The following is a 26,117-nucleotide window of genomic DNA, read 5'->3' as shown; positions in this document are numbered from 1 at the left end:
CCTCAGTCGCAGCAGGGGGCCAGTTCGGCCAGCAGGGGTTGGCAAAGTTCGGCGCGTCCCTGGCAGCAGTCCTTCAGCAGGAACAGCACCAGGTCGCCCAGCCGATCCAGATCGGCGCGATAGACGATCGAGCGGCTGCGTCTCTGGGCGCGGATCAGCCCCGCCCGCGACAGCACGCCCAGATGGGCCGACATCGTATTGGCCGGCACCGCCAGCCGATCCGCCACCGCGCCGGCCGCCAGGCCCTCCGGCGCGCTGCGAACCAGCAGGCGAAAGGCCTCCAGCCGGGTGGGCTGGGCCAGGGCCGCAAGCGCGAGCATGGCGGGTTCGGATTCCATTATTCCAAGATACTGGAAATATGACGCGGCGCAAGCTACAGGTTCGCTGCGGACGCCGGTCCGCGACAGGATCCGCCCCATGATCGTCGCCCTTCTGATCTTCGCCGTCACCATCGTCCTGGTGCTGTGGCAGCCCAAGGGGCTGCAGATCGGCTGGAGCGCCCTGGGCGGGGCGGCGGCGGCCCTGCTGCTGGGGGTGGTGGCCCTGAACGACATCCCCGTGGTTTGGGGCATCGTCTGGAATGCGACGGCGGCCTTTGTCGCCATCATCGTCATCAGCCTGCTGCTGGACGAGGCCGGCTTCTTCGAATGGGCGGCCCTTCACATCGGTCGCTGGGGCGGGGGCCATGGGCGGCGGCTGTTCGGCCTGGTGGTCCTGCTGGGCGCGGCCGTCTCGGCCCTGTTCGCCAATGACGGGGCGGCCCTGATCCTGACGCCCATCGTCATCGCCATGCTGCTGGCCCTGGGCTATGGGCCCAAGGCGACCCTGGCCTTCGTCATGGCGGCGGGCTTCATCGCCGACACGGCCAGCCTGCCGCTGGTGGTGTCCAACCTGGTCAATATCGTCTCGGCCGACTTCTTCGACATCGGCTTTGATCGCTATGCGGCGGTCATGGTTCCGGTGAACCTGGCCTCGGTCGCCGCCACCCTGGCCGTCCTGTTCGCCGTCTTCGGACGCGACATCCCCAGGGCCTATGAGGTGGACCGCCTGCCCCGGCCGGAGACCGCGATCAAGGACCGGGCGACCTTTATCGCCGGCTGGCTGGTGCTGGGTCTGCTGCTGCTGGGCTTCTTCGTTCTGGAGCCCCGAGGCCTTCCCGTCTCGGCCATCGCCGCCGCCGGCGCCGTCGTGCTGCTGATCGTCGCCGGGCGCGGCTCCAAGATCAGCACGACCAAGGTCCTGCGCGAGGCGCCGTGGCAGGTCGTGATCTTCTCGCTGGGCATGTATCTGGTGGTCTATGGGTTGGGCAACGCCGGGCTGACGCGCCATCTGGCCCAGCTGATGGACGGCTTCGCCGAAGGCGGCGTCTGGGGCGCGACCTTCGGAACGGGCTTCCTGACCGCCGCCCTGTCGGCCGTCGCCAACAACCTGCCCACGGTCCTGATCGCCGCCCTGTCCATCGACGCCTCCTCGGCGACCGGCCCGGTGCGGGAGGCCATGATCTACGCCAATGTCATCGGCAGCGACCTGGGCCCCAAGATGACCCCCATCGGCTCCCTGGCCACCCTGCTGTGGCTGCACGTCCTGGCCCGAAAGGGGGTCCGCATCGGCTGGGTCTATTACATCAAGATCGGCCTGATTCTGACCCTCCCCGTCCTCGCCGTCACCCTGACCGCCCTGGCGTTGAGGCTGGCGGTCTAGCGAAACAGCGCCGCGACGCCCTGCCCTCTCCCGCAACGGTTCTCGGCCTCCTATGTGAGCGCCATGACTGACCTTTCCCCCCGCGAAATCGTCTCCGAACTGGATCGCTACATCGTCGGCCAGGACGACGCCAAGCGCGCCGTGGCCGTGGCCCTGCGTAATCGCTGGCGCAGAAAGCGCGTGCCCGAGGATCTGCGCGACGAGGTGACGCCGAAGAATATTCTGATGATCGGCCCCACCGGCGTGGGCAAGACCGAGATCGCCCGGCGGCTGGCGCGGCTGGCGGGTTCGCCCTTTCTGAAGGTCGAGGCGACCAAGTTCACCGAGGTCGGCTATGTCGGCCGCGACGTCGATCAGATCATGCGCGACCTGGTCGAGAGCGCCCTGGTCATGGTGCGCGAGCGGCGGCGCGGCGAGGTGCGGGCGCGGGCGGAAGGCGCGGCCGAGGATCGGATCCTGGAGGCCCTGGTCGGGCCCGGCGCGGGACCGGCGACCCGCGACAGCTTCAGGAAGAAGCTGCGGGCCGGCGAGCTGGACGACAAGGAGATCGAGATCGCCCTGGCCGACACCGCCTCCCCGATCCAGGGGCTGGACATCCCCGGCGGCGGGGCCGTGGGGCTGCTGAACCTGTCGGTGATGCTGGGCAAGATGGGCGGGGGCCGCACCAAGACGGTCAAGCTGGCGGTCCGCGACGCCGTCGCCCCCCTGATCGCCGAGGAAGGCGACAAGCTGCTGGATCAGGACAGCCTGACCAAGGAGGCCCTGATCCTGGCCGAGAACGAGGGCATCGTCTTCCTGGACGAGATCGACAAGGTGGCGGCGCGCCAGGGGGCCTCGGGCGCCGATGTGTCGCGCGAGGGGGTGCAGCGCGACCTCCTGCCCCTGATCGAGGGGACCACGGTCTCGACCAAATACGGGCCGGTGAAGACCGACCATGTGCTGTTCATCGCCTCGGGCGCCTTCCATGTGGCCAAGCCGTCGGACCTGCTGCCCGAACTTCAGGGGCGGCTGCCGATCCGGGTCGAGCTGAAGGCCCTGACGCGCGACGACTTCAAGCGGATCCTGACCGAGCCCGAGGCCAATCTGATCCGTCAGAACCAGGCCCTGCTGGCCACCGAGGACGTGACCCTGACCTTCACCGAGGACGCGATCGAGGCCCTGGCCGATGCGGCGGTGGCGGCCAATTCGGCGGTGGAGAACATCGGCGCCCGGCGGCTTCAGACCGTGCTGGAGCGGGTGCTGGAGGAGACCAGTTTCAAGGCCTCGGACCTGGCGGGCCAGACCGTCACCTTCGACGGGGCGGCGGTGCGCGACAAGTTGAGTCTGCTGACCAAGGACGTCGACCTGAGCCGCTTCATTCTGTAGCGGCCGCGTCCCGCTCGCGGCGGCTGCGGCGGCGCGTCAGCCGGTCGGCCATGGCCTCGGCGTGGCGCTGGGTGAAGGCCAGGGCGGCCGGATTGCCCCGGCGCGCGCCCACCGTATCGGCGACCTTGGCGCCCCGATCCCCGATCGGCTGAGGCTTGCCGGTCGTGGTGTCCATGGCCGTCTGGTGCTCGATCTCGGCGTTCAGCTCGGCCCCCATCAGGATCACCTGCACCGACAGCCAGGTCCACAGCAGAAAGCCCATAATGGCCGCCAGGGGGCCGTAGGAGTCGGTGCGGACGAAGTTGGTCAGATACCAGCTGAAGAGGAAGGAGACGGTCAGGCTGAGCAAGGCGGCGAAGAGGGCGCCCGGCGTCAGCCAGCGCCAGCGCGCCTTCTGCCGACAGGGGCCGAACCGATAGATCAGGGTCAGGGCCGCGACATAGCCGACCAGCAGCAGGGGCCAGCGCAAAAGGGCGAACAGGCCCCATTCCTCCTGAAGGCCGAACAGCCGGATCACCACCGGCGCCCCGACGACCAGGGCCGAGGTCAGCAACAGGGCCAGAATGGCCCCGATGGTGAAGCCCATGCACAGCAGATTATAGCGGACGATGTTGCGCCGCTCGACCTCGTGATAGGCGACGTTCAGCCCGTAGAACAGCACCTTGACCGCCCCGTTGGCGGTCCACAGCGAGAGGGCCAGGGTCCAGATCAGGGTGAAGGTCAGCTGGCCGCTGGAGTTCCGGGCCAGCCGCTCCATCTCTCCGCCCAGGAACTGGGCGATGCTGTCGGGCATGACGGCGTAGAGGAACTGCAGCCGGCTCCAGGCGTCGGCCGGATCGGCGAACAGGCCGTAAAGGGTGACGAAACTCCCCAGCAGCGGAAACAGGGACAAGAGGGTGAAGAAGGTCACGCCCCCCGCGACGAAACCGACCCGGTCGCCGAAATAGGAGCCGCCGGTCCGCCACAGTATGTCGATCCAGCCCTTGTGCGGAATCTGTTCCGGCCGTCTGGCCAGCCGGCCCCGGCCCGGCTCCCTGGCCTCATAGTCTTCGGGCGTCGGCGGCTTGGGCGGCAGGGGTTCGGGGCGTTTGGGGCGCAGTTCCACCCCCACCTTATGCCCCTGGGTATAGAGCAGATGGGCCGCGCCCGCCCCGGCGGTCAGGCCGCCCAGGGCGGCGGCGACGAACCTCCACCAGGGACGACGACGGGGCTGCGGCGAAGATCTGAACCTGAACATCAGCAGGCGAACGGCGAAGCCGCCCCCCGCGTTCCCAGGCCACGGCGCCCGGTCGCGCTTGAAATCCCCTGTGCGAAGGGCCAATCAGCCGTCATGACCCTCGAGCCCCTCTCCCCCAAGCCCGCCGACGGCGCCGCGACCCTGTTGACCGTGTGGAAGGCCGCCCAGGCCCGACTGAAGGACGGCCGCATCGACAGCCCGGCCATCGACGCCCGCCTGCTGCTGGAGGCCGCCGCCGGCGCCAGCCGCACCGACATACTGACCGACCCCTATCGGATCGTCACCCCCGAGCAGCAGGCCGCCTATACGGCCATGATCGACCGCCGCCTGCGCCGCGAGCCGGTCTCGCGCATCGTCGGCAAGAAGGGCTTCTGGAAGATCATGCTGAACGTCACCCCCGACGTCCTCAGCCCCCGGCCCGACACCGAGACCCTGTTGGACGTCGCCCTCCTGGCCTTCGCCCGGCACGAAGCCTTCACCGCCGTCGACCTGGGCACGGGTTCAGGCGCCATTCTGCTGGCCCTGCTGGCCGAGCGGACGGCGGCCAAGGGGGTGGGCACCGACATCTCCACCGAGGCCCTGGCGGTCGCCAAGGAGAACGCCGCCAATCTGGATCTGAACGAGCGCGCCACCTTCCTGCGCACGGAATGGGCGGCCGGTTTCGGCGACGCGAGCTTTGACCTGGTGCTGTCCAACCCGCCCTATATTCCGACCGACCATATCCCCGGCCTGGACCCGGAGGTGCGCGATCACGACCCTCACCTGGCCCTGGACGGCGGCCCCGATGGCTTGCAGGCCTATCGCGACCTGGCCCCCGAGATCCGGCGCATCCTGAAGCCCGGCGGCGTCTTCGCGGTCGAGATCGGCTGGGACCAGGGCCCGCAGGTCAAGGCCCTGTTCGAGGCGGAAGGCTTTGCGGACGTCAAGATCGTCAAGGATCTGGGCGACCGCGACCGCGTCGTCACCAACGGCCCCGACCCCCGCACCAACCCCATTCCGCAGGAATAGGGTCGGGCCTCGACCGGTTCAGAAGGGCAGAAGATTGCGCTGGCGGCTGTAGCTCATGGTGCCGACATTGGCGCCCAGGCGCAGGCCCACGCCGGTGCGGATCGGGGCCAGGGTGATCCCGTCGGCCCGCTGATAGTTCACGCCCAGCCCCGCGATCAGATAGGCCGAGCCTTCGACGCCCGGATAGCGGCGATAGATCATGTCCGGGTGGTACAGGCCATAGACCAGGGTAAAGACGCGGCTGGCGTTGCCGCCCCAGTCCCAACCCACCGAGGCGCCTTGCCAGAACACTTCCTGAGAGGCCGACAGGTCCTTCATATGCAGGGCGCCGCGGCCGTAGCGGGCGCCGACGACCACGGCGCCGGAGCCTTCCTCACCCGCGATATAGGCGGTGGGGCGATCGCCCTGATCCGCAAAGACCCGCTCGATCGCCCCGCCCACCACCTCGGCGGCGATGCCCAGCTCCTTGGACCCGGCCGCGACCAGTTCGTCGAAGGTGTAGGCGGGCGCCGAATTGTCGGAGCTGATCGGATAGTTGGGATTGGCCGGCGCCGAGGCGCAGGCGCCCAGAGACGAGGCCCCTGCGGCGGTGGCCAGGCCGGACAGGATCATTTGGCGGCGATGCATGGGGGCTCCGAGAACGGCGAGAAGACGGGTCGGCGGGTCCGCCGAGGTTCGCGGCACCGTCCCCGACCTTTACGGCAGACTTGCGGCTTCAAGGTTAACGCAGGCTTACGTCTGGCCCCCGTCCGCCTCCGGCAGATCCTTCAGAAAGGCCAGCAGCAGGGCGTTCACCGCCTCGGCCTTCTCCTGCTGAATCCAGTGACCGGCGCCGGGCACGACCACCGACCGGCTCAGGTTCGGAACCCAGTCCTTCAGCCCCGCCTCGGCCGATCCGGCGTAGTGGCGCACCGGGTCGTTCTCGCCGACGATGAACAGGGCCGGCTGGAGGATTCGCTGTTCCTGCGCAAAGGCCGTCAGCGACCAATTCAGGTCGATGGCGCGGTACCAGTTCAGCGGGGCGTCAAAGCCGCCGGCCGAAAAGGCCTCCACATATTCGGCGAAATGGGCCGGGCTCATCCACGGCGGCAGGTCGGCGGCGTCATCAATACTGTCCAGCAGGCCGACGCCCCGCGCCATGAAGCCGGTGGCCCGTTTCGACGCCGGAGTGGCGCCGTCATAGGCCCAGAACAGCTTCCTCAGCGTCATCGCCGGATCGGCCTCCAGCGCCCGATGGGCGTCGGCCGCCTGGAACCGGTTGATATAGAGGTCGCCCATACCGGCCCGTTCGGACAGAACCGCCATGACGGTCGTCGGCGGTCCCTGGGGTCGGCGCGGCTGGAAGGGCACGGACAGGCCGGCCACCGCCGTGAACAGATCGGGCCGCAGCAGGGCGCAGCACCAGGCGACCGGCGCGCCCCAGTCGTGGCCCACCACAATGGCGCTCTGTTCACCCAGGGCCCGCACCAGGTCGACCATGTCCCCGACCAGATGCAGGATCGAAAAGGCGGCGGCGCCCTGGGGCTTGTCCGTGCCGCCGTAACCGCGCATGTCCGGCGCCACGACATGATATCCCGCCAGGGACAGGGCCTCGACCTGGGCGCGCCAGCTGACGCCCAGTTCGGGGAAGCCGTGGATCAGCAGGACCAGGGGCGCGTTAGGCTGATCATATCCCGCCTCCAGCACCTGTTGGACAAGGCCGTCGGTCTTGATAAGCCGGGTACGCATCTCAACCTCTCCATACCCAAGCCAAGGCGGCCTTTCGCCGCGAATGGAACAGGACCGACATGACCCGCCTCGTCACCTTTGCAGACGGTACGACCGTTCCCGCCCTGGGCCAAGGGACGTGGGAGATCGGCGACCATCCCGCCCGGCGCGACGCCGAACAGCAGGCCCTGGCGCGGGGGATCGACCTGGGCCTGACCCTGATCGACACGGCCGAACTGTACGGCGACGGCCGCTCGGAACGTCTGGTGGGCGAGGTGATCGCCGGCCGCCGCGACGAGGTCTTTCTGGTCTCCAAGGTCCGGCCCGAGAACGCCTCCGAACTGAAGATGATGCTGGCCTGCGAAAAGTCGCTGGAGCGGCTGGGGACGGACCGTCTGGACCTCTATCTGCTGCACTGGGAGGGCCGCGTCCCCCTGGAGGAGACGGTCGCCGCCTTCCAGGAACTGGTCGATGAAGGGATGATCGTCCGCTGGGGCGTGTCCAACCTGGACCTGCGCGCCATGAAGCGGCTGATGGAGATCGAGGGAGGCGAGGACTGCGCGGCCAATCAGCTGCTCTATCATCTGGGGTCGCGCGGGGTCGAGTTCGACCTGCTGCCCTGGCTGCAGGCGCGCGACATGCCGATGATGGCCTATTCGCCCCTGGGGCGCGGCGGCCTGCTGGACCATCCGCTGATCCGCGACATCGCCGACCGCCACGACGCCGACCCGGCCCAGGTGGCCTTGGCCGCCGTCCTGCGCCAGGACGGGGTGATCGCCATCCCCAAGGCGAGCTCGGTCGAGCACGTGGAGGCCAACGCCGACGCCCTGGAGATCCAGTTCGACGCCGAGGACCTGCACCGCCTCGACGAAGCCTTCCCCCCGCCGACGCGGGAGACGCCGCTGGACATCATCTGACGGGCGCGCGGCGGCTCACCCGCCCGCGATCAAATCCAACAGCCGCGCCCGCGCCTCCCCCGCATAGGGAACCGCCGGTCCTCGCCCCCAGACCGGATCGGGCCACAGGCCGTCGTCGCGGCGGCGCCCCACCACATGGACGTGCAACTGGGCCGTCACATTGCCGATGGCCCCGACGTTCAGCTTATCGACCGGCCCCAGTCTCCGCACCAGCGCCCCCGCCCGCACCGTCTCCTCCATCAGCACGGCCCGCCGTTCGACGCTGAGGTCCTCCAGCTCCACCGCGCCTTCGACGCGCGGGATCAGGATCAGCCAGGGGAAGCGGGCGTCGTCCTGAAGCCGCACATGACACAGCGGCCATTCGGCGGCGGCGATGGAGCCGGCGGCGAAGGCGGGGTCTGGACGAAAGTCGGTCATTGGGGCTCCTGATCGAACGTCGGCCAGCCTTGCAGCGCCGCCCTTGCGGGTCTAGACCGCCCGCACGATTAATCCCCTTTCGCACACGCAATAACCGGAGACATCCATGGCTCGCGCGAAGATCGCCCTTATCGGCGCCGGCATGATCGGCGGCACCCTGGCCCACGTGGCCGCCCGCGAAGCGCTGGGCGACGTGATCCTGTTCGACATCGCCGAAGGCACCCCCCAGGGCAAGGCGCTGGACATCGCCGAGGCCACCGCCGTCTTCGGCTCGGACGTGGCCCTGAAGGGCGCCAACGACTATGCCGACATCGCGGGCGCCGACGTCTGCATCGTCACCGCCGGCGTGCCGCGCAAGCCGGGCATGAGCCGCGACGACCTGATCGGCATCAATCTGAAGGTCATGAAGGCCGTCGGCGAGGGCATCAAGGCCCACGCCCCCAACGCCTTCGTCATCTGCATCACCAACCCGCTGGACGCCATGGTCTGGGCCCTGCAGAAGTTCTCGGGCCTGCCCAAGGAGAAGGTCGTCGGCATGGCCGGCGTGCTCGATAGCGCCCGCTTCGCCTACTTCCTGGCTGAAAAGACCGGCGTGTCGGTTCAGGACATCCACGCCTGGACCCTGGGCGGCCACGGCGACGACATGGTGCCGATGGTGCGCCACTCGACCGTCGGCGGCCTGCCCCTGCCTGACGCCGTCTCGGCCGGCTTCCTGAGCCAGGACGAGCTGGACGCCATCGTCGAGCGCACCCGCAAGGGCGGCGGCGAGATCGTGGCCCTCTTGAAGACCGGTTCGGCCTTCTACGCCCCGGCTGAATCGGCCATCGCCATGGCCAAGTCCTATCTGAAGGACGAGAAGCGCGTCCTGCCCTGCGCCGTCTGGCTGTCGGGCGAATACGGCCTGTCCGACCTCTATGTCGGCGTCCCGGCCCTGATCGGCGCCGCAGGCGTCGAGAAGGTGGTCGAGTTCACCACCAATGACGACGAAAAGGCGATGCTGGCCAAGTCGGTCGCCTCGGTCCAGGGCCTGATCCAGGCGTGCAAGGACATCGATTCCTCGCTGGCCTAAGCTAGGCGCCAGCTCGAATGACGAAGGGCCTGCGGAGAGATCCGCAGGCCCTTTTCTTTGGGATGCTCAGACCTTCCCCCGCTTGCGGGGGAAGTGTCAGGTCGTGGCGCGCAGCGACACGCATGACGATGGGGGAAGTCGTCTTTCAGCCAAGCAAGACTCCCCTCTCCGAGCCTGGTCCGCTGCGCGGACGCCGGCCCACCTCTCCCGCAAGCGGGAGAGGGTCTGCGCTTACTCCCGCACGTGGGCCAGCCAGTCCCTGCTCTGCATCTCGTTGAAGCGCGACACGGTGCGTTCGAACTCGAAAGCGCCCACCCCTTCGGTATAGAGGGCCTCGGGCCGGGCCGCCGCCAAGACGATCAGCCTGGTCCGGGCCTCGTAAAGCGCGTCCACCAGGGTCACCAGACGGCGCGCCTCATGGTGGTTGGCCGCGCCCAGGATCGGCACATCCTCCAGGAACAGGGTGTGGAACCGTTCGGCCACGGCCAGATAATCCTGCGGCCCCAGCGGCCGACCGCACAGGTCCGCAAAGCTCGCCCGCGCCATCGCCCCCACGGTCCGCTCCACCACGACGTCGCGCCCCAGGACGGTCAGGTGCGTCGGCTCCTCCGGCTCCCCGCCCTTCAACTCGCGCCACAGGGCCTCGAACCCGGCGCGGTCGTCCGGCGTGTGCCAGACCTGGGCTGAGCTGAGCCGGTCCAGCCGCCAGTCGCGCGCGCCCGCCGTCTGGACCACTTCGCAGCGGTCGCGGATGATGTCGATGAAGGGGGTGAAGAGCTGGCGGTTGATGCCGTTCTTATAGAGGTCCTCCGGCGCCCGGTTCGAGGTGACGGCCAGCACCACCCGATCCTCGAACAGGGCCTCGAACAGCCGGCCCAGGATCATGGCGTCGGCGATGTCGGTCACCTGAAGCTCGTCGAAACACAGCAGCCGGGCTTCCGAGGCGATCAGCCGGGCGACGGGCGGGATGGGGTCGTCGCCCCCCTTGCGGGAGTGCTGGGTTCCAAACACGGCCTTTCGGGCCTTGGCGTCCCCCTCGCGCCACTGGCGCACCAGGTCGTGGACCCGGGCCATGAAGGCGTGGAAATGGGCGCGCTTTTTGCGCGGCTCGGGCGTGGCCGAATAGAAGAGGTCCATCAGCATGGACTTGCCCCGTCCCGGCGGGCCGTAGAGGTAGATCCCCTTCACCTCGGGCGGGCGGCCGAACAGGCCGCGCCGGGCCAGATCCCGCTCCAGCCGCTCCAGGGCGAGCAGGACTTCGGCCTGAGCCGGATCGGGCGACAGAACGCCCTCGTCCACGCGGATGTCGTAGGCGTTTCGGATGCGGGAGGTCATGGCGGCGTTCTTAAAGCCCCATCCGCCGAAAAGCGATTGCTTCGCGGCTGCGAACGCCTAAATGCAGGACGCTTCTCCCCTCTATTTCGCGCTGAAGCAGCAGGGCCCCGCAGGCCGAGCGTCAGCGCGTCCGAAGGACCAAACATCATGGGTTATCGCGTCGCGATCGTCGGGGCCACGGGCAATGTGGGCCGCGAAATGCTGAACATCCTCGAGGAGCTGAACTTCCCCGTCGATGAAATCCACGCCATCGCCTCGCGCAAGTCCAAGGGGGTCGAGGTCTCGTTCGGCGACCGGACCGTCAAATGCCAGGACATCGAACAGTTCGACTTCGCATCCGTCGACATCGTTCTGATGTCGGCCGGCGGCGCGGTGTCGCGGGAGTGGTCCGAAAGGATCGGCAAGGCCGGCCCCATCGTGATCGACAACTCCTCGGCCTTCCGCAAGGACCCGGACGTGCCGCTGATCGTGCCCGAGGTGAACCCCGACGCGGTCAAGGACGCCAAGAAGAAGAACATCATCGCCAACCCCAACTGCTCGACCGCCCAGCTGGTCGTGGCGCTGAAGCCCCTGCATGACGCGGCCAAAATCAAGCGGGTGGTGGTCTCGACCTATCAGTCGGTGTCCGGCGCCGGCAAGGAAGGCATGGACGAGCTGTGGAACCAGACCAAGGCCATCTACGGCCTGGGCGACGCCACGCCCAAGAAGTTCCCCAAACAGATCGCCTTCAACGTCATCCCCTTCATCGGCGCCTTCAACGAGGACGGCTATACCGACGAAGAGCAGAAGATGTGGGACGAGACCCACAAGATGCTGGATCCGAACATCAAGCTGACGGTCACCTGCGTGCGGGTGCCGGTCTTCGTCGGCCATTCGGAAGCGGTGACGGTCGAGTTCGATCGCCCCATCGAACCGGACGAGGCCCGCGCCATCCTACGCGAGGCGCCGGGCGTGCTGGTCGTCGATAAGCAGGAGCATGACGGCTACATCACCCCGGTCGACGCCGCCGGCGAGTTCGCCGTCTACGTCAGCCGCATCCGCAAGGACCCGACGGTCGAGAACGGCCTGAGCTTCTGGGTGGTGTCCGACAATCTGCGCAAGGGCGCGGCCCTGAACGCCGTCCAGATCGCCCAGCTGCTGGACGAGACGGGCACGATCAAGCCGTCGTCGGGGTATCGTTCGATCACCGTCTGACGCTCCACCCCGTCATCCTCGGGCTTGACCCGAGGACCGGATGTTCCGCCGCCGGTGCGAACGAGCGACGCACAGGCGCCCGCCGCGCCCGATCCTCGGGTCAAGCCCGAGGATGACGGCGGGGATGAAGGATCCCATGACCGCCTCCCCCTCCCCCAACGATCCCCGCGCGGTCGGCACGGCCATCGCCTGCTACACCCTGTGGGGTCTTCTGCCCCTGCTGTTCATGGCCCTGGCGGCCCACGGCTTCAGCGCGCCCGAGATCCTGGCTCACCGGGCGGTCTGGTCGGTCTTCGTGGCGGGTCTGGTCCTGCTGCTGGCGGGACAGTGGAACGAGGCGAAACAGGCGCTGGCGACGCCGCGCGTCTTCGGCTGGCTGGCCCTGTCGGCGGCGATGATCGCGGTCAACTGGAGCCTCTATGTCTTCGCCACCACCCATCATGCGACGCTGGAGGCCAGCCTCGGCTATTACATCAACCCGCTCTTGAACATGGCCGCAGGGGCCCTGCTGTTCCGCGAGAAGATCGACCGCTGGAGCGGCGTCGCCATCGCCCTGGCCGCCGTGGGGGTGGCCGTCCAGACCGTCGCCCTGGGCCATGTGCCGATCATCGGACTGACGCTCGCCGTCACCTTCTGCGCCTATGCGGTGATCAGAAAGCGCGTGCCCGCCTCGGCCCAGACCGGCCTGTTTGTCGAGTGCCTGGTGTTGCTGCCGTTCGGCGCCCTGTTCCTGGCCTGGCTGGCGGCCCATGGGCAGGCGACGGGCTTTTCCTCGCCCGCCGGACTGGCCTGGGCCCTGGTCAACGGACCGGCGACGGTCATTCCTCTGGTGCTGTTCGCCTGGTCGGCGCGGCGTCTGCCCCTGTCCACCGTCGGCTTCATCCAGTTTCTGGCGCCGACGCTGCAGTTCGCCTGCGGCGTCTGGGCGGGCGAGCCCCTGACCCCACTGCGGATCGTCTCCTTCGGCTTCATCTGGGCCGGAGCGGGCGTCTTCGCCCTGGGCGCCGCGCAGCGGTCGCGCGCCGCCCGACGCGCCGTCGCCCTGTCGGAAACCGTCTAGACGGCGGCGTACAGGGCCTCCAGCAGGCGCCGGGGCCGCGGGTCGCCGATCAGGTGCGGCGACTGGCGCGTCATCACATAGGCGGCCGACAGGCGCCGCGACGGATCGGCCATGGCCATGGATCCGCCCCAGCCGTAGTGGCCCAGGGACTCGCCCGGCCCGAAGACGTTCAGCCCGTCGTTTCGCATCAGGCCCGCCGCCCAGCTGATCACATAGGGCAGCACCTTGTCCTGACCGTGGATCCGCTCGCGCGTCAGGTCGCGCAGCACGCCCTTGGACAGCACCCTTCGCCCGTCCAGCATCCCCTCATTGGCCACGACGCCCAGCATCCGCGCCAGGCCCGCCGCCGTGGCGTGCATATTGGCCGAGGGGATCTCCATCTTGCGCCATTCGGCCGAACCGCGCCCGCCCGGCGCCGAGCCCCGGTCCAGGAAGGCCGCCTGTTTGATGGGGTCGATGGTCCCCAGGCTGGGCGCCGCCGAGGGTTTGCGCATCTGGGCCACCCGCCCGTGCTGGTCCTCCGGCAGGCCGATCCACAGGTCCAGATCGGCGAAGTCTGCGCGCAGGGCCTGGCCCATGGTCCGGCCCGTCGTCAGGCGGAACACCTCATTGGCCAGATAGCCGACCGTGACCGGATGATAGCCCGAGGCCGTCCCCGGTTCCCACATGGGCGCCTGGGCCGCCAGCCGGGCGTTGACCGCCGCCGGATCGAACCACAGCGACGGCTCCACCGGCTCCGAGAAGCCGGGCAGGCCCGACTGGTGGCTCATCAGCTGGGCGACGGTGACCTTGTCCTTGCCGGCCTGGCCGAAGGTGGGCCAGATATGGGAGACCTTCTCGTCATAGGCCACCTTGCCCGCCTCGACCGCCGTGGCCATCAGCAGGGCCATCACCGCCTTGCCGGTCGAGAAGACCGGGGTCAGGGTGTCCTCGGCGAAGGGCGTCGTCTTGGCCGTATCGGCGTGCCCCGCCCACAGATCGACGACCGGCGCCCCCTCGATCATCAAGCAGAACCGCGCCCCCACCTCGTTCAGCCCCTCGGGCGCATCGGTGAAGTTGGCGGCGAAGGCGTCCTTCACCGATGCGAAACGCGGATCGCAGACGCCGTGGATGTCGAGAGCTTCGGTCATGGAGGCGTTCTAGCCCTTCCCCCGCTTGCGGGGGAAGTGTCAGCTCGTCGAGCGGAGCGAGGCGGCTGACGATGGGGGAAGTCTTCTTCCGGAGTGAAACCTCCCCCTCCGTCGCTGGATCGCTTCGCGATCGACGCGACACCTCCCCCGCAAGCGGGAGAGGGCAAAGAAAAAGGCCCCCCGCCGAAACGGGAGGCCTCACTCTTTACGACCCTGAGAAAGGATCAGGCCGCGACGACCTCAGTCGCCTGTTCGGCCAGGATGGTCAGGCCTTCGCCGTTGACGTCGGCGAAGCCGCCCTTGACGTCGTACTGGGTCCTGGTCCCGCCGACATAGACGGTCACCAGGCCCTCGCGCAGGGCCGTCATGAAGGGGGCGTGGGCCGGCAGGACGCCGAAGTCGCCCTCGACGCCCGGCGCATCCACCTGGTCCACGAGGCCCGAAAAGACCTCGCGTTCCGGCGAGACGAGGGAGAAGTTCAGCTTGCCGGCCATGATCAGGCGTCCGCCGCCATCTTCTCGGCCTTGGCGACGGCCTCTTCGATCGGGCCGACCATGTAGAAGGCCGCTTCCGGCAGGTGGTCGTACTCGCCGGCCACGATGCCCTTGAACGAGCGGATCGTGTCCTTCAGGTCGACGAAGGCGCCGGGGGTGTTGGTGAACTGTTCGGCCACGTGGAAGGGCTGGGACAGGAAGCGCTGGATCTTGCGGGCGCGGGCCACGATCAGCTTGTCCTCTTCCGACAGCTCGTCCATGCCCAGGATGGCGATGATGTCCTTCAGGCCCTTGTACTGCTGCAGGACTTCCTGAACCGAACGGGCGACCTGATAGTGCTCCTCGCCGATCACCAGCGGGTCCATGATCCGCGAGGTGGAGTCCAGCGGGTCCACGGCCGGGAAGATGGCCTGGGCGGCGATGTCGCGGCTCAGAACGGTCGTCGCGTCCAGGTGGGCGAAGGAGGCGGCGGGCGCCGGGTCGGTCAGGTCGTCGGCGGGGACGTAGATGGCCTGGACCGAGGTGATCGAACCCTTCTTGGTCGAGGTGATCCGCTCTTGCAGGTTGCCCATCTCGGTCGCCAGGGTCGGCTGATAGCCCACGGCCGAGGGGATGCGGCCCAGCAGAGCCGACACTTCGGAGCCGGCCTGGGTGAAGCGGAAGATGTTGTCGACGAACAGCAGCACGTCCTTGCCTTCCTCGTCACGGAAGTATTCCGCGATCGACAGGCCGGTCAGGGCGACGCGGGCGCGGGCGCCGGGGGGCTCGTTCATCTGGCCGTAGACCAGGGCGCATTTGGAGCCCTCGGTCGAACCGCCGTTCTTGGCCGGGTCCACGTTCACGTTGGACTCGATCATCTCGTGATACAGGTCGTTGCCTTCGCGGGTGCGCTCACCCACGCCGGCCAGAACCGAATAACCGCCGTAAGCCTTGGCGATGTTGTTGATCAGTTCCTGCATGGTCACGGTCTTGCCCACGCCGGCGCCGCCGAACAGGCCGATCTTGCCGCCCTTGGTGTAGGGGCACATCAGGTCGATGACCTTGATGCCGGTGACCAGGATCTCGGCCGAGGTCGACTGCTCGTCGAAGCTCGGGGCTTCCTTGTGGATCGGACGGTAAAGCTCGGTCTTGATCGGGCCGGCTTCGTCGATCGGCTGGCCGACGACGTTCATGATGCGGCCCAGGGTGCCGGGGCCGACCGGCGCCTGGATCGAGGAGCCTGTGTCGGTGACGGGCTGGCCGCGGGTCAGGCCCTCGGTCGTGTCCATGGCGATGGCGCGGACCATGTTCTCACCCAGGTGCTGGGCGACTTCCAGAACCAGGGTGAAGGGCTCGCCCGTCTTCTGATCGACGTTCTGGGTGTGCAGGGCGCTGAGGATGGCCGGCAGATGGCCGTCAAACTCGACGTCGACGACGGCGCCGATGACCTGGGCGATGCGGCCCGTGGCGGCGGCGGAGACGGGGGCCGCTGCGGGAGCGACCTTCTTGGCGGCCGGCTTGCGGGCGGCGGGCTTTTTGGGGGCGACGGTGTCGGTCATGGCTGGGGTCCGTATCGGAATGTCTGTTCGGTCGGGATCAGAGGGCTTCGGCGCCGGCGATGATCTCGATCAGCTCGGTGGTGATCTGGGCTTGGCGCTTGCGGTTGTACTGCAGCGTCAGGGCGTTGATGAGGTCGCCGGCGTTGCGCGTCGCATTGTCCATCGCCGCCATCTGCGACCCGAAGAAGCCCGCCTGGTTCTCATAGAGGGCGGCCAGGATCTGGGTCGTCAGGTTGCGCGGCAGCAGGGTCTCGAGGATTTCCTCTTCCGAGGGCTCGTATTCATAGACCGCGCCGTTTAGGTCGATCGGGGCCGCGTCACCCTCGACCACCGCCGGGATCAGCTGTTTGGCGGTCGGAACCTGGGAAATCACCGACTTGAACTGGCTGTAGAACAGGGTGACCACATCGGCCTGACCGTCCTCGAAGGCCGTGGCGATCATCTCGGCGATGGGCTGGGCCGAGGGCAGGCCCACCGTCTTGTGCTCGCTCAGTTCGAAGGTGCGGACCAGCTTGTCGCCGTACAGGCGCGACAGCTGATCGCGCGACTTGCGGCCGACCGCGATGATCTTCACGTCCTTGCCGTTCGCGATCAGGCTGTTGATCCGTTCGCGCGCGGCGCGGATGACATTGGTCGAGAAACCGCCCGCCAAACCCTTGTCCGCCGTCGCCACCACGATCAGGTGACGCTGGTCCTGACCCGTGCCGGCGAGCAAGCGCGGCGCATCGGCGCCCGAGACGCCGGCGGCCAGGTTGGCGATGACCGAGGCCATCTTCTTCGCATAGGGCCGGGCGCTTTCGGCCTGGTCCTGGGCGCGTTTCAGCTTGGCCGCGGCGACCATCTGCATGGCTTTCGTGATCTTCTGCGTGGCTTTCACGCTTCCGATCCGATTGCGCATTTCCTTGAGGCTGGCCATCCGGCGCTACTCTCTCAGCTTATCCGGTTGAACTCAGGCGAAGGTCTTGACGAAGGCGGCCAGGATGTCCTTCAGCTCGGCTTCCAGCTCCGCCGTCAGATCCTTCTTGGTGCGGATGCCTTCCAGCAGCGAGGCGTGGTTGGCGTGGATGCGCGCCAGCAGCTCCTTCTCGAACCGGCCGACGTCGCTGACCGCGATGCCGTCGATATAGCCGCGCGTGCCGGCGTAGACCGAGACGACCTGCTCTTCCATCGACAGGGGCGAATACTGGGGCTGCTTCAGCAGCTCGGTCAGTCGGGCGCCGCGGGCCAACAGCTTCTGGGTCGAGGCGTCCAGGTCCGAGCCGAACTTGGCGAAGGCGGCCATCTCGCGATACTGGGCCAGTTCGCCCTTGATGGTGCCGGCGACCTTCTTCATCGCCTTGGTCTGGGCCGAGGAGCCCACGCGCGACACCGAGATGCCGACGTTCACGGCCGGACGGATGCCCTGATAGAAGAGGTCCGATTCCAGGAAGATTTGGCCGTCGGTGATCGAGATGACGTTGGTCGGAATATAGGCCGAAACGTCGTTGGCCTGGGTTTCGATGATCGGCAGGGCGGTCATGGAGCCCGAACCATAGTCCTCGTTCAGCTTGGCCGAACGCTCCAAGAGGCGGCTGTGCAGGTAGAAGACGTCGCCCGGATAGGCTTCGCGGCCCGGCGGGCGGCGCAGCAGCAGCGACATCTGGCGATAAGCCACAGCCTGTTTCGACAGGTCGTCATAGACGATCAGGGCGTGCATGCCGTTGTCGCGGAAGAACTCGCCCATGGCGGTGCCGGCGAAGGGCGCCAGGAACTGCAGCGGGGCGGGCTCGGACGCCGTGGCGGCGACGACGATGGTGTATTCCAGAGCGCCCGACTCTTCGAGGGTCTTGACGATCTGGGCGACGGTCGAACGCTTCTGACCGATGGCGACGTAGATGCAGTAGAGCTTGGCGCTCTCGTCGTCGGTCTTGTTGACGTTCTTCTGGTTCAGGATGGTGTCGACGGCGACGGCGGTCTTGCCGACCTGACGGTCGCCGATGATCAGCTCGCGCTGGCCGCGGCCGACGGGGATCAGGGTGTCGATGGCCTTCAGGCCGGTCTGCATCGGCTCGTGGACCGACTTGCGGGGGATGATGCCCGGCGCCTTGACGTCGACGCGGCGGCGCTCGGTGAACTGGATCGGACCCTTGCCGTCGATCGGCTCGCCCAGCGGGTTGACGACGCGGCCCAGGAGGCCCTTGCCGACCGGCACGTCCACGATCTCGCCCAGGCGGCGCACGTCGTCGCCCTCGGCGATGGCGGCGTCGGCGCCGAAGATCACGGCGCCCACATTGTCGCGTTCCAGGTTCAGGGCCATGCCCTTGACGCCGGCCTTGGTGAATTCGACCATTTCGCCGGCCTGGACATTGTCCAGACCGTGGATGCGGGCGATGCCGTCGCCGACCGACAGCACGCTGCCGACGTCGGAGACATCGGCTTCGACGCCGAAGTTGGCGATCTGCGACTTGAGGATGGCCGAGATTTCAGCGGCGCGGATGTCCATGACGGGCTCTCTGTTCTTCAGTCTTCTGCGGGTGCGCCGTTCAGGCGCGCATTCGTTGGGCGGGAGCGGGCTTACGCCCGCTTGAGGGCGAACTTCATCTGGTCGAGCTTGGTCTTCAGCGAGGCGTCGAACAGTTTCGAGCCGACCTTGACCTTCAGGCCGCCCAGGATGGCCGGATCGACCCGCGTGGTCAGTTCCGGCGCCTTGCCCAGGCTCTTGTTCAGCGCGGTCTTGATCGCGGCCAGCTGTTTGGCGTCCAGAGGCTGGGCCGAGACCACTTCGGCGGCCACGATCCCGGCGTGTTTGGCGTAAAGGCGCTCGAAACCGGCGATCACGGCGGCCAGATCACGGGCGCGGCCGTTCTGGGCCAGCAGGCCCAGGAAGTTGACGGTGTTCTGTTCGAACCGGGCCTTGGCGGCGACGGCGGTCAGGCCCTTGGCTTGGTCGTCGGCCGAAATGACCGGCGAGGTCGCCAGGCGGCGCAGATCGGCGCTCTCGGTCCAGGCGGTCTTCAGCGAGACGACGTCGGCGCGAACGGCGTCCAGGCGGCCGGTTTCCAGCGCCAGATCAAACAGCGCCTGTGCGTAGCGATCGCCGACTTCCGTCGTTCTGAAATCATCAGCCACTGATTAGGGTCCGAGGTCGTTGTGTCAGGGTCGCGACCGACTGCGAGGGTCGCAACGGTCAAAAGCTTGAAATGCTTGCGGAAAGCACGACAGAGGCCGTATTGGTGAATACGCCCCCTTCAAGCCGGGCGCCTGATAGCACGGGGTTTTGCCGCTCGCAACATTGCGTGAAGGGTGAAGAAGCCGCACCCGGCGTCGCACCTCGGTCATAGCCCCGTGCGACATTCGTCTTTCTTCTCGTCGTCTTAGAGATTCGCCATGAAGTTCCGCGTCCTGATGATCGCTCTCGTCACCGTCCTGACGGGAACGGCCGCCGCTCGCGCCGAGCCTTTCGCAGCGCCCGAGCCACAGCCGATCCGGCTGATGAGCTACAACATCCGCTACGACGTCCCTGACGATCGGCCGAACTGGCCCGAACGGCGCCCGCACATGGCGCGTCAGATCGCCTTCTTCGCCCCGGACGTGCTGGGCGTTCAGGAGGCCCTGATTCCCATGGTCGCCTATCTGGCCGAACAAGCGCCGGACTACGACCACTACGGCCTGGGTCGCGACGACGGGGCCGAGGGGGGCGAGACCACCACCCTGTTCTGGCGACGCGACCGATTCGAGGTCGTCCGCAAACAGACTCTCTGGTGTTCGCCGACCCCGGATCGCCCTTCGAAGGGCTGGGACGCGGCCCTGCCCCGCACCCTGACGCGGGTGGTGCTGCGCGACCGTTCCGACGGTCGTCTGCTGGACGTCCGCAACGCCCATTTCGACCATGTCGGCGTGGTCGCCCGTGAACAGTGCGCCGCCCTGGCTGCGGACCTGCCGCCTGCGACCGCCGAGGGCGAAACGGCGGCCGTGGTCTTGCTGGGCGACTTCAACATCGGGCCCGACAGCGCCCCCTATCGCCGGATCGTGTCGGCCGGCCTGCGTGACGCCCGCACCGTCAGCCCCGTCGTCTTCGGCCCTTCGACCACCTATAACGGCTTCGACCTCGCCAAGGCCGCGGACGGGGCGCCCATCGACCATGTCTTCGTCGATCGCCGCCTGGCGGTGGAAAGGTTCGGCGTCCTGACGGACTCCTTTTCGGGCCAGGTGATCTCGGACCACTTCCCCTTGGTGGTCGATGTGACCTTCGCCGCGCGGTGAGCCAGGGTGCGACCATTGCGCCGCACCCCCGCGCTTGATCGGAACCTGAGCCGGGCCTAGCTGTTCCCGCCGACGCCTTTCCCCTCCTGGACATTCCATGCTCGACAGCATCCTGCCCCTTCTCTCCGACCCGGCCGCCTGGGCGGCCCTGGTGACCCTGGTAGTGATGGAGGTCGTGCTCGGCATCGACAATCTGATCTTCATCTCGATCCTGTCGAACAAACTGCCCGAGCATCAGCGCCAGAAGGTGCGGCGCATCGGCATCGGCCTGGCCCTGGTCATGCGCCTGGCCCTGCTGTCGATCATCGCCTGGCTGGTGGGCCTGGTTCAGCCGGTCTTCACCGTCGCGGGCAACGAATTCTCGTGGAAGGATCTGATCCTGATCGCGGGCGGCCTGTTCCTGGTCTGGAAAGCCACCAAGGAGATCCACCACACGGTCGATCCCACGCCCACCCATGACGTCATGGACAAGAAGGACGTGATGATCACCAACGCCGGGGCGGCCATCTTCCAGATCATCCTGCTGGACCTGGTCTTCTCGATCGACTCCATCCTGACCGCCGTGGGCATGACCGAGCACCTGCCCATCATGGTCGTCGCCGTCCTGGTCGCCGTGACGGTGATGCTGCTGGCCGCCGACCCGCTGGCGAACTTCATCAACGACAACCCCAGCGTCGTCATGCTGGCCCTGGGCTTCCTGCTGATGATCGGCATGGTGCTGATCGCCGACGGCTTCGGCTATCATGTGCCCAAGGGCTATATCTACGCCGCCATGGCCTTCTCGGCCGGGGTCGAGGCCCTGAACATGCTGGGCCGTCGCTCCGCCTCCAAGAAGGAAAAGGCCGAGGCCGCCCGCGCCGAAGCCGAACGCGCCGAGGCCCGCGCCCGCAAGGCCGAGGCGGAAGCCGCCGCCGAAGGCGCCTGACCATGCCGCGCCCGCCCCTGCGCTTCGCCGGCCTGATCGTCGGCCTGCTGCTGGCGGTGGGCGCGACCCTGCCCGTTCGGGCCGAGGTTCCGACCCAGGCCTATCAGGTGGTGCACGCCTATCCGCATGACCGGACGGCCTTCACCGAGGGCCTCTTCTTCCACGAGGGCGCCCTTTACGAGAGCACGGGCCTCTATCCGTCGTCGGTGCGCCAGGTGCGTTTGCAGGACGGTGAAATCCTGCGTCGGCGCGACCTGCCCACCGTCTATTTCGGCGAGGGTTTGGCCGCCCTGAACGGCAAGCTCTACAATCTGACCTGGCGCAACCACATCGGCTTCATCTTCAAGCTGGAGGACTTCTCGCCCCTGGGCGGCTTCTCCTATCCGGGCGAGGGTTGGGGGCTGACCACCGACGGGCGCCGACTGATCATGAGCGACGGCACCGATCAGATCCGCTTCCTCGATCCCGACACCCTGGCCGAGACCGGCCGGATCTCCGTCACCGCCGACGGTCGGCCGCTGGACCAGATCAATGAGCTGGAATGGATCGACGGCGAGGTCTTCGCCAATCTGTGGCAGGACAACCGCATCGCGCGCATCGACCCGGAGACCGGTGTGGTGAAGGCCTTCATCGACCTGACGGACCTGGTCCCCAAGGACGCGGGCCTGGACCCGAACGACGACGTCCTGAACGGCATCGCCTGGGACGCGGCGGGCAAGCGGCTGTTCGTCACCGGCAAGCGCTGGCCCCAGCTGTACGAGATCAGGCTGCGCTGACCGGGGCGAGGTGTTCCGCGCCGAAAAGGCTGAGATAGGCGTCCAGCTCGGCGCTTTTCAGACCCAGCGAGTCCAGCACCGCCCCCATGAAGCTGACCGGCGCCGTGCCCGCCGCCGTGACGACCCGATCGGCCAGAACGGCGCGAGGCTGGTCGCGGTAATGGGCCGCCCCGCCGTAGCCGGTGATGGAGAGGCTGTCGGGCCCGTTGGCGGTATGGGGCCTCTGGTCCAGAAGCCCCGCGCGCGCCAGGGCCAGAGTTCCGTCGCAGATGCCGCCCACCGTCTTGCCCGCCCCATGCGCCCAACGCAGCAGGTCCGAGACGTCCGGCGCGCCGGGCTGACGCCAGATGGAGCCGCCGTTGACCAGGATGGCGTCCACCGCCTCGACGTCGATGTCTTCGATCGAAAGATGGGGAACGACCAACAGGCCGCCGGCCGACACCACCTCCTCCCCATCGGGCGAGGCGAACAGGGTCTCAAACCCATAATGGCTGCGCGCCCCCGCCATGATCAGGGCGGTCTCCCAATCCGCATAGTCCGGCGTCAGAAGCGTTACGATGGTGGTCATGGCGGCGTCCCCTGCTGTCGCCCCAGTTTAACGGCGCTGCGTGACAGTTCATCAGACAAGGATAAGGGCGGACGTCTTGCGACGCCCGCCCCCTTCGCCTCTGCTTCAAAGCCCGATCAGCCGCGCAGGTCGAACCGGTCCAGCTCCATGACCTTGGTCCAGGCCGCCACGAAATCCTCGACGAACTTCTTCTGGGCGTCTGCGGCGGCGTAGACCTCGGCCAAGGCGCGCAGCACGGCGTTCGAACCGAACACCAGGTCCACGCGCGTCCCGGTCCAGCGCAGGGCGCCGGTGTTGCGGTCGCGGCCTTCGAAGACGTCGCGCGCCGGGCTGGTCGGGGTCCACTTCACCCCCATGTCCAGCAGATTGACGAAGACGTCGTTGCTCAGGACGCCGGGCCGTTCGGTCAGCACCCCGTGGGTCGAGCCCCGCACATTGATGTTGATGGCGCGCAAGCCCCCGATCAGCACCGTCATCTCCGGCGCCGTCAGGGTCAGGCGCTGGGCCTGGTCGATCAGCAGAGCCTCGGCCGGGACGCTGTAGCGGGCCTTCTGATAGTTGCGGAAGCCGTCGGCGACCGGCTCCAGATAGGCGAAGGATTCGACGTCGGTCTGGTCCTGGCGGGCGTCGGTCCGACCCGGATTGAAGGGGACGGTCGTCTCATGACCGGCCGCGCGCGCCGCCGCCTCGACCCCGGCGTTTCCGGCCAGGACGATCAGATCGGCCAACGAGACCTTCTTGCCGCCGACCTGGGCCTGGTTGAAGGCGGACTGGACGCCCTCCAGGGTCTTCAGGACACGGTCGAGCTGTTCAGGCTGGTTGACGTCCCAGTCCTTCTGCGGGGCCAGGCGGATGCGGGCGCCGTTGGCGCCGCCGCGCTTGTCCCCGCCGCGGAAGGTCGAGGCCGAGGCCCAGGCGACGCCGACCAGTTCGGACACGCTCAGACCCGTGGCGAGGATCTGGGCCTTCAGGACGGCCGCGTCGGCGGCGTCGATCAGCGGATGGTCGACGGCCGGAACCGGGTCCTGCCAGACCAGCTCCTCCTTGGGGACTTCCGGCCCGATGTAGCGCGAGCGCGGGCCCAGATCGCGGTGGGTCAGTTTGAACCAGGCGCGGGCGAAGGCGTCGGCGAAGGCCGGGGGATTGTTCAGGAAGCGGCGCGAGATCTTCTCGTATTCCGGGTCGAACCGCAGCGACAGGTCGGTGGTCAGCATGGTCGGCCGCCGCTTCTTGGACGGATCATGGGCGTCGGGAATGATCTCGCCGGCGTCCTTGGCCACCCACTGGTGGGCGCCGGCCGGTGACTTCTCCAGCTCCCATTCGAAGCCGAACAGGTTCTCGAAGAAGAAGTTGCTCCACTGGGCCGGGGTCTGGGTCCAGGTGACCTCCAGGCCGCTGGTGATGGCGTCGCCGGCCTTGCCGCTGCCGTAGCTGGAGCTCCAGCCCAACCCTTGCGCCTCCAGCTCGTCGGCCTCGGGCTCGGGGCCGACATGCTCGGCCGGCCCGGCGCCGTGGGTCTTGCCGAAGGTGTGGCCCCCGGCGATCAGGGCGACGGTCTCCTCGTCGTTCATCGCCATGCGGGCGAAGGTGTCGCGGATGTCGCGCGCGGCGGCGATCGGATCGGGATTGCCGTCCGGGCCTTCCGGGTTGACGTAGATCAGGCCCATCTGGACCGCCGCCAGCGGGTTCTCCAGATCGCGCGTATGCTGGACCCCGTCGGCCGTGTCGTCGGCGACCAGAACCGCCTCGTCGGCCGGCTTGTCCACCCCGTGCGAGCCGCGCGCATAGCGTTCGTCGCCGCCCAGCCAGGTCGTCTCGCGACCCCAGTAGACGTCCTGATCCGGTTCCCAGGTGTCCTCGCGACCGCCGGAGAAGCCGAAGGTGCGGAAGCCCATGGTCTCCAGCGCCACATTGCCGGTTAGAATGAACAGGTCGGCCCAGGAGATGGCCTGGCCGTACTTCTGCTTGATCGGCCACAGCAGACGGCGCGACTTGTCGATATTGACGTTGTCCGGCCAGGAGTTCAGCGGGGCGAACCTCTGCTGGCCGCGTCCGCCGCCGCCCCGGCCGTCGCCGACGCGATAGGTGCCGGCGCTGTGCCAGGCCATGCGGATGAACTGGGGCCCGTAATGGCCGAAGTCGGCCGGCCACCAGTCCTGAGAATCCGTCATCAGGGCGCGCAGGTCGGCCTTCAGCGCCTCATAGTCCAGCTTGGCGAAGGCCTCGCGATAGTTGAACGTCTCGCCTAGGGGATTGGAGCGCGAAGAATGCTGGTTCAGCAGGTCCACGCGCAGCTGGCCTGGCCACCAGTCGCGGTTTTGGACGCCGCCGCCCGCGACGGACTCCGTCGTGCGGCCCGAAAAGGGGCATTTGGCTTCGGTGGTCATGCGGCGTGTCCTTCTGCTTCGAGACGGCGCCAAGCGGCGCGCCTCAATGGCCCCTGTGATGTGAGGGATATTGGACACGCGGCCGAGAATAACTCCAATCGATTGTCTTTGTATTTTGCATAGGCCGAGCCTATGTATCGCGCCATGCTCCCCACCCTGCGCCAACTCCAGTATCTGAAGCTTCTGGCCGAACACGGCAGCTTCTCCCGCGCCGCCGAGGCCGCCCACGTCAGCCAGCCCGCCCTCAGCGCCGGGGTGCAGGAACTGGAGCGGATTTTGGGCGCCCCCGTCGTCGAGCGGGCGCGCGGCGCCGTCATCATGACCGCCGTCGGCGCCGAGGCCGTGCGCCGGGCCGAGGACGTCCTGGCCCGAACCGAGGATCTGGTCGAGGCTGCCCAGAACGCCGGCCGTCCGCTGTCGGGGCGGTTCCGGCTGGGCGTCATCCCGACCGTCGCCCCCTTCCTGCTGCCCGCCAAATTACCGTCGCTGAAGACGGCCTATCCGAACCTGAAGCTCTTCATCCGCGAGGATCTGACGCCGCGTCTGATCGCCGCGCTCAAGGCGGGTCAGATCGACGCCGCCGTCATCGCCCTGCCCTATGAGGCGCCGGGGATCGAACACGCCCGGATCGGCGACGACGAGATCCTGGCCGCCGCCCCGGCCGACCACGCCCTGGCGGCCCCCGGCCCGATCCGTCCCGGTTCGCTGAAATCCCAGGACCTGATCCTGCTGGAGGACGGCCATTGCCTGCGCGACCACGCCCTGGCGGCCCTGGACATAGAGGCGCCGCGCGGCGACGACGTCTTCGCCGCCACCAGCCTGCACACCCTGATCCAGATGGTCGGCTCAGGGCTCGGCGTCTCCTTCCTGCCCAGGATGGCGGTCCAGGCCGGCCTGGCCGACACCCCGTCCGTCGTCATCCGCCCCTTCGAGAACCAGGCCGACGGCGTCCCGCCCCACCGCGAAATCGTCGTCGCCTGGCGCTCCGGCTCCAGCCGCGCGGCCGAGGCCCGGCTGCTGGCCGAGGCGCTGAAACTGGATTGAGGG

At 67.9% G+C, this 26,117-nt stretch carries 25 protein-coding genes; 11 read left to right on the top strand and 14 right to left on the bottom strand.

What is annotated here, in order from left to right; all coding sequences use genetic code 11:
* Positions 1 to 2 precede the first annotated feature (2 nt).
* Complete coding sequence (locus JL11_RS04805; protein ID WP_054764653.1) at positions 3 to 338, bottom strand: ArsR/SmtB family transcription factor; 336 nt, start codon at positions 336 to 338, stop codon at positions 3 to 5.
* A gap of 79 nt (positions 339 to 417) precedes the next feature.
* On the opposite strand from JL11_RS04805, the gene JL11_RS04800 reads away from it, so the two are divergent.
* Both JL11_RS04800 and hslU read left to right on the top strand, forming a co-directional pair.
* Positions 418 to 1,701 (top strand): arsenic transporter, encoded by a 1,284-nt coding sequence (locus tag JL11_RS04800; RefSeq protein ID WP_054764652.1) that lies wholly within the window; start codon positions 418 to 420, stop codon positions 1,699 to 1,701.
* Between the two features lie 63 nt (positions 1,702 to 1,764).
* Positions 1,765 to 3,066: an ATP-dependent protease ATPase subunit HslU gene (gene hslU, locus JL11_RS04795; protein ID WP_054764651.1), complete on the top strand. Its 1,302-nt coding sequence runs from the start codon at positions 1,765 to 1,767 to the stop codon at positions 3,064 to 3,066.
* Here hslU and JL11_RS04790 read toward each other — a convergent pair.
* On the bottom strand, positions 3,056 to 4,387 hold the full coding sequence (locus tag JL11_RS04790) for a YihY/virulence factor BrkB family protein (protein WP_224761167.1): 1,332 nt from the start codon (positions 4,385 to 4,387) through the stop codon (positions 3,056 to 3,058). The genes hslU and JL11_RS04790 overlap by 11 nt on opposite strands.
* A 9-nt stretch (positions 4,388 to 4,396) precedes the next feature.
* Between JL11_RS04790 and prmC the strand changes: the two genes are divergently transcribed.
* Positions 4,397 to 5,311: a peptide chain release factor N(5)-glutamine methyltransferase gene (prmC, locus tag JL11_RS04785; RefSeq protein ID WP_054764650.1), complete on the top strand. Its 915-nt coding sequence runs from the start codon at positions 4,397 to 4,399 to the stop codon at positions 5,309 to 5,311.
* An 18-nt stretch (positions 5,312 to 5,329) separates the two neighbouring features.
* Here prmC and JL11_RS04780 read toward each other — a convergent pair whose 3' ends face one another.
* Positions 5,330 to 5,938: a DUF1134 domain-containing protein gene (locus tag JL11_RS04780; protein WP_054764649.1), complete on the bottom strand. Its 609-nt coding sequence runs from the start codon at positions 5,936 to 5,938 to the stop codon at positions 5,330 to 5,332.
* Positions 5,939 to 6,043: 105 nt separating this feature from the next.
* Positions 6,044 to 7,039: an alpha/beta fold hydrolase gene (locus JL11_RS04775; RefSeq protein ID WP_054764648.1), complete on the bottom strand. Its 996-nt coding sequence runs from the start codon at positions 7,037 to 7,039 to the stop codon at positions 6,044 to 6,046.
* Positions 7,040 to 7,098: 59 nt separating this feature from the next.
* Between JL11_RS04775 and JL11_RS04770 the strand changes: the two genes are divergently transcribed.
* The gene (locus JL11_RS04770; RefSeq protein ID WP_054764647.1) at positions 7,099 to 7,935 is read left to right on the top strand and encodes an aldo/keto reductase; all 837 of its coding nucleotides are present in this window, start codon (positions 7,099 to 7,101) and stop codon (positions 7,933 to 7,935) included.
* A 15-nt stretch (positions 7,936 to 7,950) separates the two neighbouring features.
* On the opposite strand, the gene JL11_RS04765 is transcribed toward JL11_RS04770, so the two are convergent.
* Entirely contained in the window at positions 7,951 to 8,352 is a 402-nt protein-coding gene (locus JL11_RS04765; RefSeq protein WP_054764646.1) for an HIT domain-containing protein, read from the bottom strand.
* A gap of 106 nt (positions 8,353 to 8,458) precedes the next feature.
* Between JL11_RS04765 and mdh the strand changes: the two genes are divergently transcribed.
* Positions 8,459 to 9,421, top strand: a complete 963-nt coding sequence (mdh, locus tag JL11_RS04760) for a malate dehydrogenase (RefSeq protein ID WP_054764645.1) — start codon at positions 8,459 to 8,461, stop codon at positions 9,419 to 9,421.
* Positions 9,422 to 9,652: 231 nt separating this feature from the next.
* Here the strand turns inward: mdh and zapE are convergent, their stop codons facing one another.
* Positions 9,653 to 10,756, bottom strand: a complete 1,104-nt coding sequence (gene zapE, locus JL11_RS04755) for a cell division protein ZapE (RefSeq protein WP_054764644.1) — start codon at positions 10,754 to 10,756, stop codon at positions 9,653 to 9,655.
* A 147-nt stretch (positions 10,757 to 10,903) separates the two neighbouring features.
* Here zapE and JL11_RS04750 point away from each other — a divergent pair, with 147 nt between their 5' ends.
* Positions 10,904 to 11,950: an aspartate-semialdehyde dehydrogenase gene (locus JL11_RS04750; protein ID WP_054764643.1), complete on the top strand. Its 1,047-nt coding sequence runs from the start codon at positions 10,904 to 10,906 to the stop codon at positions 11,948 to 11,950.
* Between the two features lie 136 nt (positions 11,951 to 12,086).
* A complete protein-coding gene (gene rarD, locus JL11_RS04745) occupies positions 12,087 to 13,010 on the top strand; it encodes an EamA family transporter RarD (RefSeq protein WP_054766818.1) in 924 nt (307 codons plus the stop codon).
* On the opposite strand, the gene JL11_RS04740 is transcribed toward rarD, so the two are convergent.
* From JL11_RS04740 to JL11_RS04715, 6 genes are all read right to left on the bottom strand, one after another.
* Positions 13,007 to 14,140, bottom strand: coding sequence for a serine hydrolase domain-containing protein (locus JL11_RS04740; RefSeq protein ID WP_054764642.1), 1,134 nt, complete (start codon positions 14,138 to 14,140; stop codon positions 13,007 to 13,009). The two genes, rarD and JL11_RS04740, sit on opposite strands and share 4 nt — an antisense overlap.
* A 224-nt stretch (positions 14,141 to 14,364) precedes the next feature.
* Positions 14,365 to 14,634, bottom strand: coding sequence for an ATP synthase F1 subunit epsilon (locus JL11_RS04735; RefSeq protein WP_054764641.1), 270 nt, complete (start codon positions 14,632 to 14,634; stop codon positions 14,365 to 14,367).
* A gap of 2 nt (positions 14,635 to 14,636) precedes the next feature.
* Positions 14,637 to 16,172, bottom strand: coding sequence for a F0F1 ATP synthase subunit beta (gene atpD, locus JL11_RS04730; RefSeq protein WP_054764640.1), 1,536 nt, complete (start codon positions 16,170 to 16,172; stop codon positions 14,637 to 14,639).
* A 37-nt stretch (positions 16,173 to 16,209) separates the two neighbouring features.
* Positions 16,210 to 17,088, bottom strand: coding sequence for a F0F1 ATP synthase subunit gamma (locus tag JL11_RS04725; RefSeq protein ID WP_054764639.1), 879 nt, complete (start codon positions 17,086 to 17,088; stop codon positions 16,210 to 16,212).
* A 33-nt stretch (positions 17,089 to 17,121) separates the two neighbouring features.
* Positions 17,122 to 18,654: a F0F1 ATP synthase subunit alpha gene (gene atpA / locus JL11_RS04720; RefSeq protein WP_054764638.1), complete on the bottom strand. Its 1,533-nt coding sequence runs from the start codon at positions 18,652 to 18,654 to the stop codon at positions 17,122 to 17,124.
* A gap of 71 nt (positions 18,655 to 18,725) precedes the next feature.
* Entirely contained in the window at positions 18,726 to 19,280 is a 555-nt protein-coding gene (locus JL11_RS04715) for a F0F1 ATP synthase subunit delta (RefSeq protein ID WP_054764637.1), read from the bottom strand.
* Between the two features lie 258 nt (positions 19,281 to 19,538).
* Here JL11_RS04715 and JL11_RS04710 point away from each other — a divergent pair, with 258 nt between their 5' ends.
* The 3 genes from JL11_RS04710 to JL11_RS04700 all read left to right on the top strand — a co-directional run bounded on the left by JL11_RS04710 (position 19,539) and on the right by JL11_RS04700 (position 22,115).
* On the top strand, positions 19,539 to 20,414 hold the full coding sequence (locus JL11_RS04710) for an endonuclease/exonuclease/phosphatase family protein (protein WP_054764636.1): 876 nt from the start codon (positions 19,539 to 19,541) through the stop codon (positions 20,412 to 20,414).
* Between the two features lie 97 nt (positions 20,415 to 20,511).
* Positions 20,512 to 21,339 carry a TerC family protein gene (locus JL11_RS04705; protein ID WP_082382597.1) on the top strand — a complete coding sequence of 276 codons (828 nt, stop codon included), beginning with the start codon at positions 20,512 to 20,514 and terminating at the stop codon, positions 21,337 to 21,339.
* Positions 21,340 to 21,341: 2 nt separating this feature from the next.
* Positions 21,342 to 22,115, top strand: a complete 774-nt coding sequence (locus JL11_RS04700) for a glutaminyl-peptide cyclotransferase (RefSeq protein ID WP_054764635.1) — start codon at positions 21,342 to 21,344, stop codon at positions 22,113 to 22,115.
* Here JL11_RS04700 and JL11_RS04695 read toward each other — a convergent pair.
* Together JL11_RS04695 and katG are read right to left on the bottom strand one after the other, a co-directional pair.
* Positions 22,102 to 22,683, bottom strand: a complete 582-nt coding sequence (locus JL11_RS04695; RefSeq protein WP_054764634.1) for a DJ-1/PfpI family protein — start codon at positions 22,681 to 22,683, stop codon at positions 22,102 to 22,104. The two genes, JL11_RS04700 and JL11_RS04695, sit on opposite strands and share 14 nt — an antisense overlap.
* Positions 22,684 to 22,799: 116 nt before the next feature.
* The gene (gene katG / locus JL11_RS04690) at positions 22,800 to 25,070 is read right to left on the bottom strand and encodes a catalase/peroxidase HPI (protein WP_054764633.1); all 2,271 of its coding nucleotides are present in this window, start codon (positions 25,068 to 25,070) and stop codon (positions 22,800 to 22,802) included.
* Positions 25,071 to 25,214: 144 nt separating this feature from the next.
* Here katG and JL11_RS04685 point away from each other — a divergent pair, with 144 nt between their 5' ends.
* Positions 25,215 to 26,114 carry a hydrogen peroxide-inducible genes activator gene (locus tag JL11_RS04685; protein WP_054766817.1) on the top strand — a complete coding sequence of 300 codons (900 nt, stop codon included), beginning with the start codon at positions 25,215 to 25,217 and terminating at the stop codon, positions 26,112 to 26,114.
* Positions 26,115 to 26,117 lie beyond the last annotated feature (3 nt).

Origin of the sequence: Brevundimonas sp. DS20, from assembly GCF_001310255.1 — a bacterium.
Lineage (GTDB): Bacteria > Pseudomonadota > Alphaproteobacteria > Caulobacterales > Caulobacteraceae > Brevundimonas > Brevundimonas aurantiaca.
This window is presented reverse-complemented; position numbering and strand designations above follow the sequence as displayed.

Bases quoted from the DNA above. Each gene is read 5' to 3' on its own strand.
- JL11_RS04705 (WP_082382597.1), top strand. From the start codon at position 20,512: ATGCTCGACAGCATCCTGCCCCTTCTCTCCGACCCGGCCGCCTGGGCG.
- JL11_RS04800 (WP_054764652.1), top strand. From the start codon at position 418: ATGATCGTCGCCCTTCTGATCTTCGCCGTCACCATCGTCCTGGTGCTG.
- JL11_RS04770 (WP_054764647.1), top strand. From the start codon at position 7,099: ATGACCCGCCTCGTCACCTTTGCAGACGGTACGACCGTTCCCGCCCTG.
- zapE (WP_054764644.1), bottom strand. From the start codon at position 10,756: ATGACCTCCCGCATCCGAAACGCCTACGACATCCGCGTGGACGAGGGC.
- prmC (WP_054764650.1), top strand. From the start codon at position 4,397: ATGACCCTCGAGCCCCTCTCCCCCAAGCCCGCCGACGGCGCCGCGACC.
- atpD (WP_054764640.1), bottom strand. From the start codon at position 16,172: ATGACCGACACCGTCGCCCCCAAAAAGCCCGCCGCCCGCAAGCCGGCC.
- JL11_RS04780 (WP_054764649.1), bottom strand. From the start codon at position 5,938: ATGCATCGCCGCCAAATGATCCTGTCCGGCCTGGCCACCGCCGCAGGG.
- hslU (WP_054764651.1), top strand. From the start codon at position 1,765: ATGACTGACCTTTCCCCCCGCGAAATCGTCTCCGAACTGGATCGCTAC.
- JL11_RS04775 (WP_054764648.1), bottom strand. From the start codon at position 7,039: ATGCGTACCCGGCTTATCAAGACCGACGGCCTTGTCCAACAGGTGCTG.
- JL11_RS04740 (WP_054764642.1), bottom strand. From the start codon at position 14,140: ATGACCGAAGCTCTCGACATCCACGGCGTCTGCGATCCGCGTTTCGCA.
- JL11_RS04700 (WP_054764635.1), top strand. From the start codon at position 21,342: ATGCCGCGCCCGCCCCTGCGCTTCGCCGGCCTGATCGTCGGCCTGCTG.
- JL11_RS04735 (WP_054764641.1), bottom strand. From the start codon at position 14,634: ATGGCCGGCAAGCTGAACTTCTCCCTCGTCTCGCCGGAACGCGAGGTC.
- mdh (WP_054764645.1), top strand. From the start codon at position 8,459: ATGGCTCGCGCGAAGATCGCCCTTATCGGCGCCGGCATGATCGGCGGC.
- JL11_RS04805 (WP_054764653.1), bottom strand. From the start codon at position 338: ATGGAATCCGAACCCGCCATGCTCGCGCTTGCGGCCCTGGCCCAGCCC.
- JL11_RS04710 (WP_054764636.1), top strand. From the start codon at position 19,539: ATGAAGTTCCGCGTCCTGATGATCGCTCTCGTCACCGTCCTGACGGGA.
- rarD (WP_054766818.1), top strand. From the start codon at position 12,087: ATGACCGCCTCCCCCTCCCCCAACGATCCCCGCGCGGTCGGCACGGCC.
- JL11_RS04765 (WP_054764646.1), bottom strand. From the start codon at position 8,352: ATGACCGACTTTCGTCCAGACCCCGCCTTCGCCGCCGGCTCCATCGCC.
- JL11_RS04725 (WP_054764639.1), bottom strand. From the start codon at position 17,088: ATGGCCAGCCTCAAGGAAATGCGCAATCGGATCGGAAGCGTGAAAGCC.
- atpA (WP_054764638.1), bottom strand. From the start codon at position 18,654: ATGGACATCCGCGCCGCTGAAATCTCGGCCATCCTCAAGTCGCAGATC.
- JL11_RS04695 (WP_054764634.1), bottom strand. From the start codon at position 22,683: ATGACCACCATCGTAACGCTTCTGACGCCGGACTATGCGGATTGGGAG.
- katG (WP_054764633.1), bottom strand. From the start codon at position 25,070: ATGACCACCGAAGCCAAATGCCCCTTTTCGGGCCGCACGACGGAGTCC.
- JL11_RS04685 (WP_054766817.1), top strand. From the start codon at position 25,215: ATGCTCCCCACCCTGCGCCAACTCCAGTATCTGAAGCTTCTGGCCGAA.
- JL11_RS04750 (WP_054764643.1), top strand. From the start codon at position 10,904: ATGGGTTATCGCGTCGCGATCGTCGGGGCCACGGGCAATGTGGGCCGC.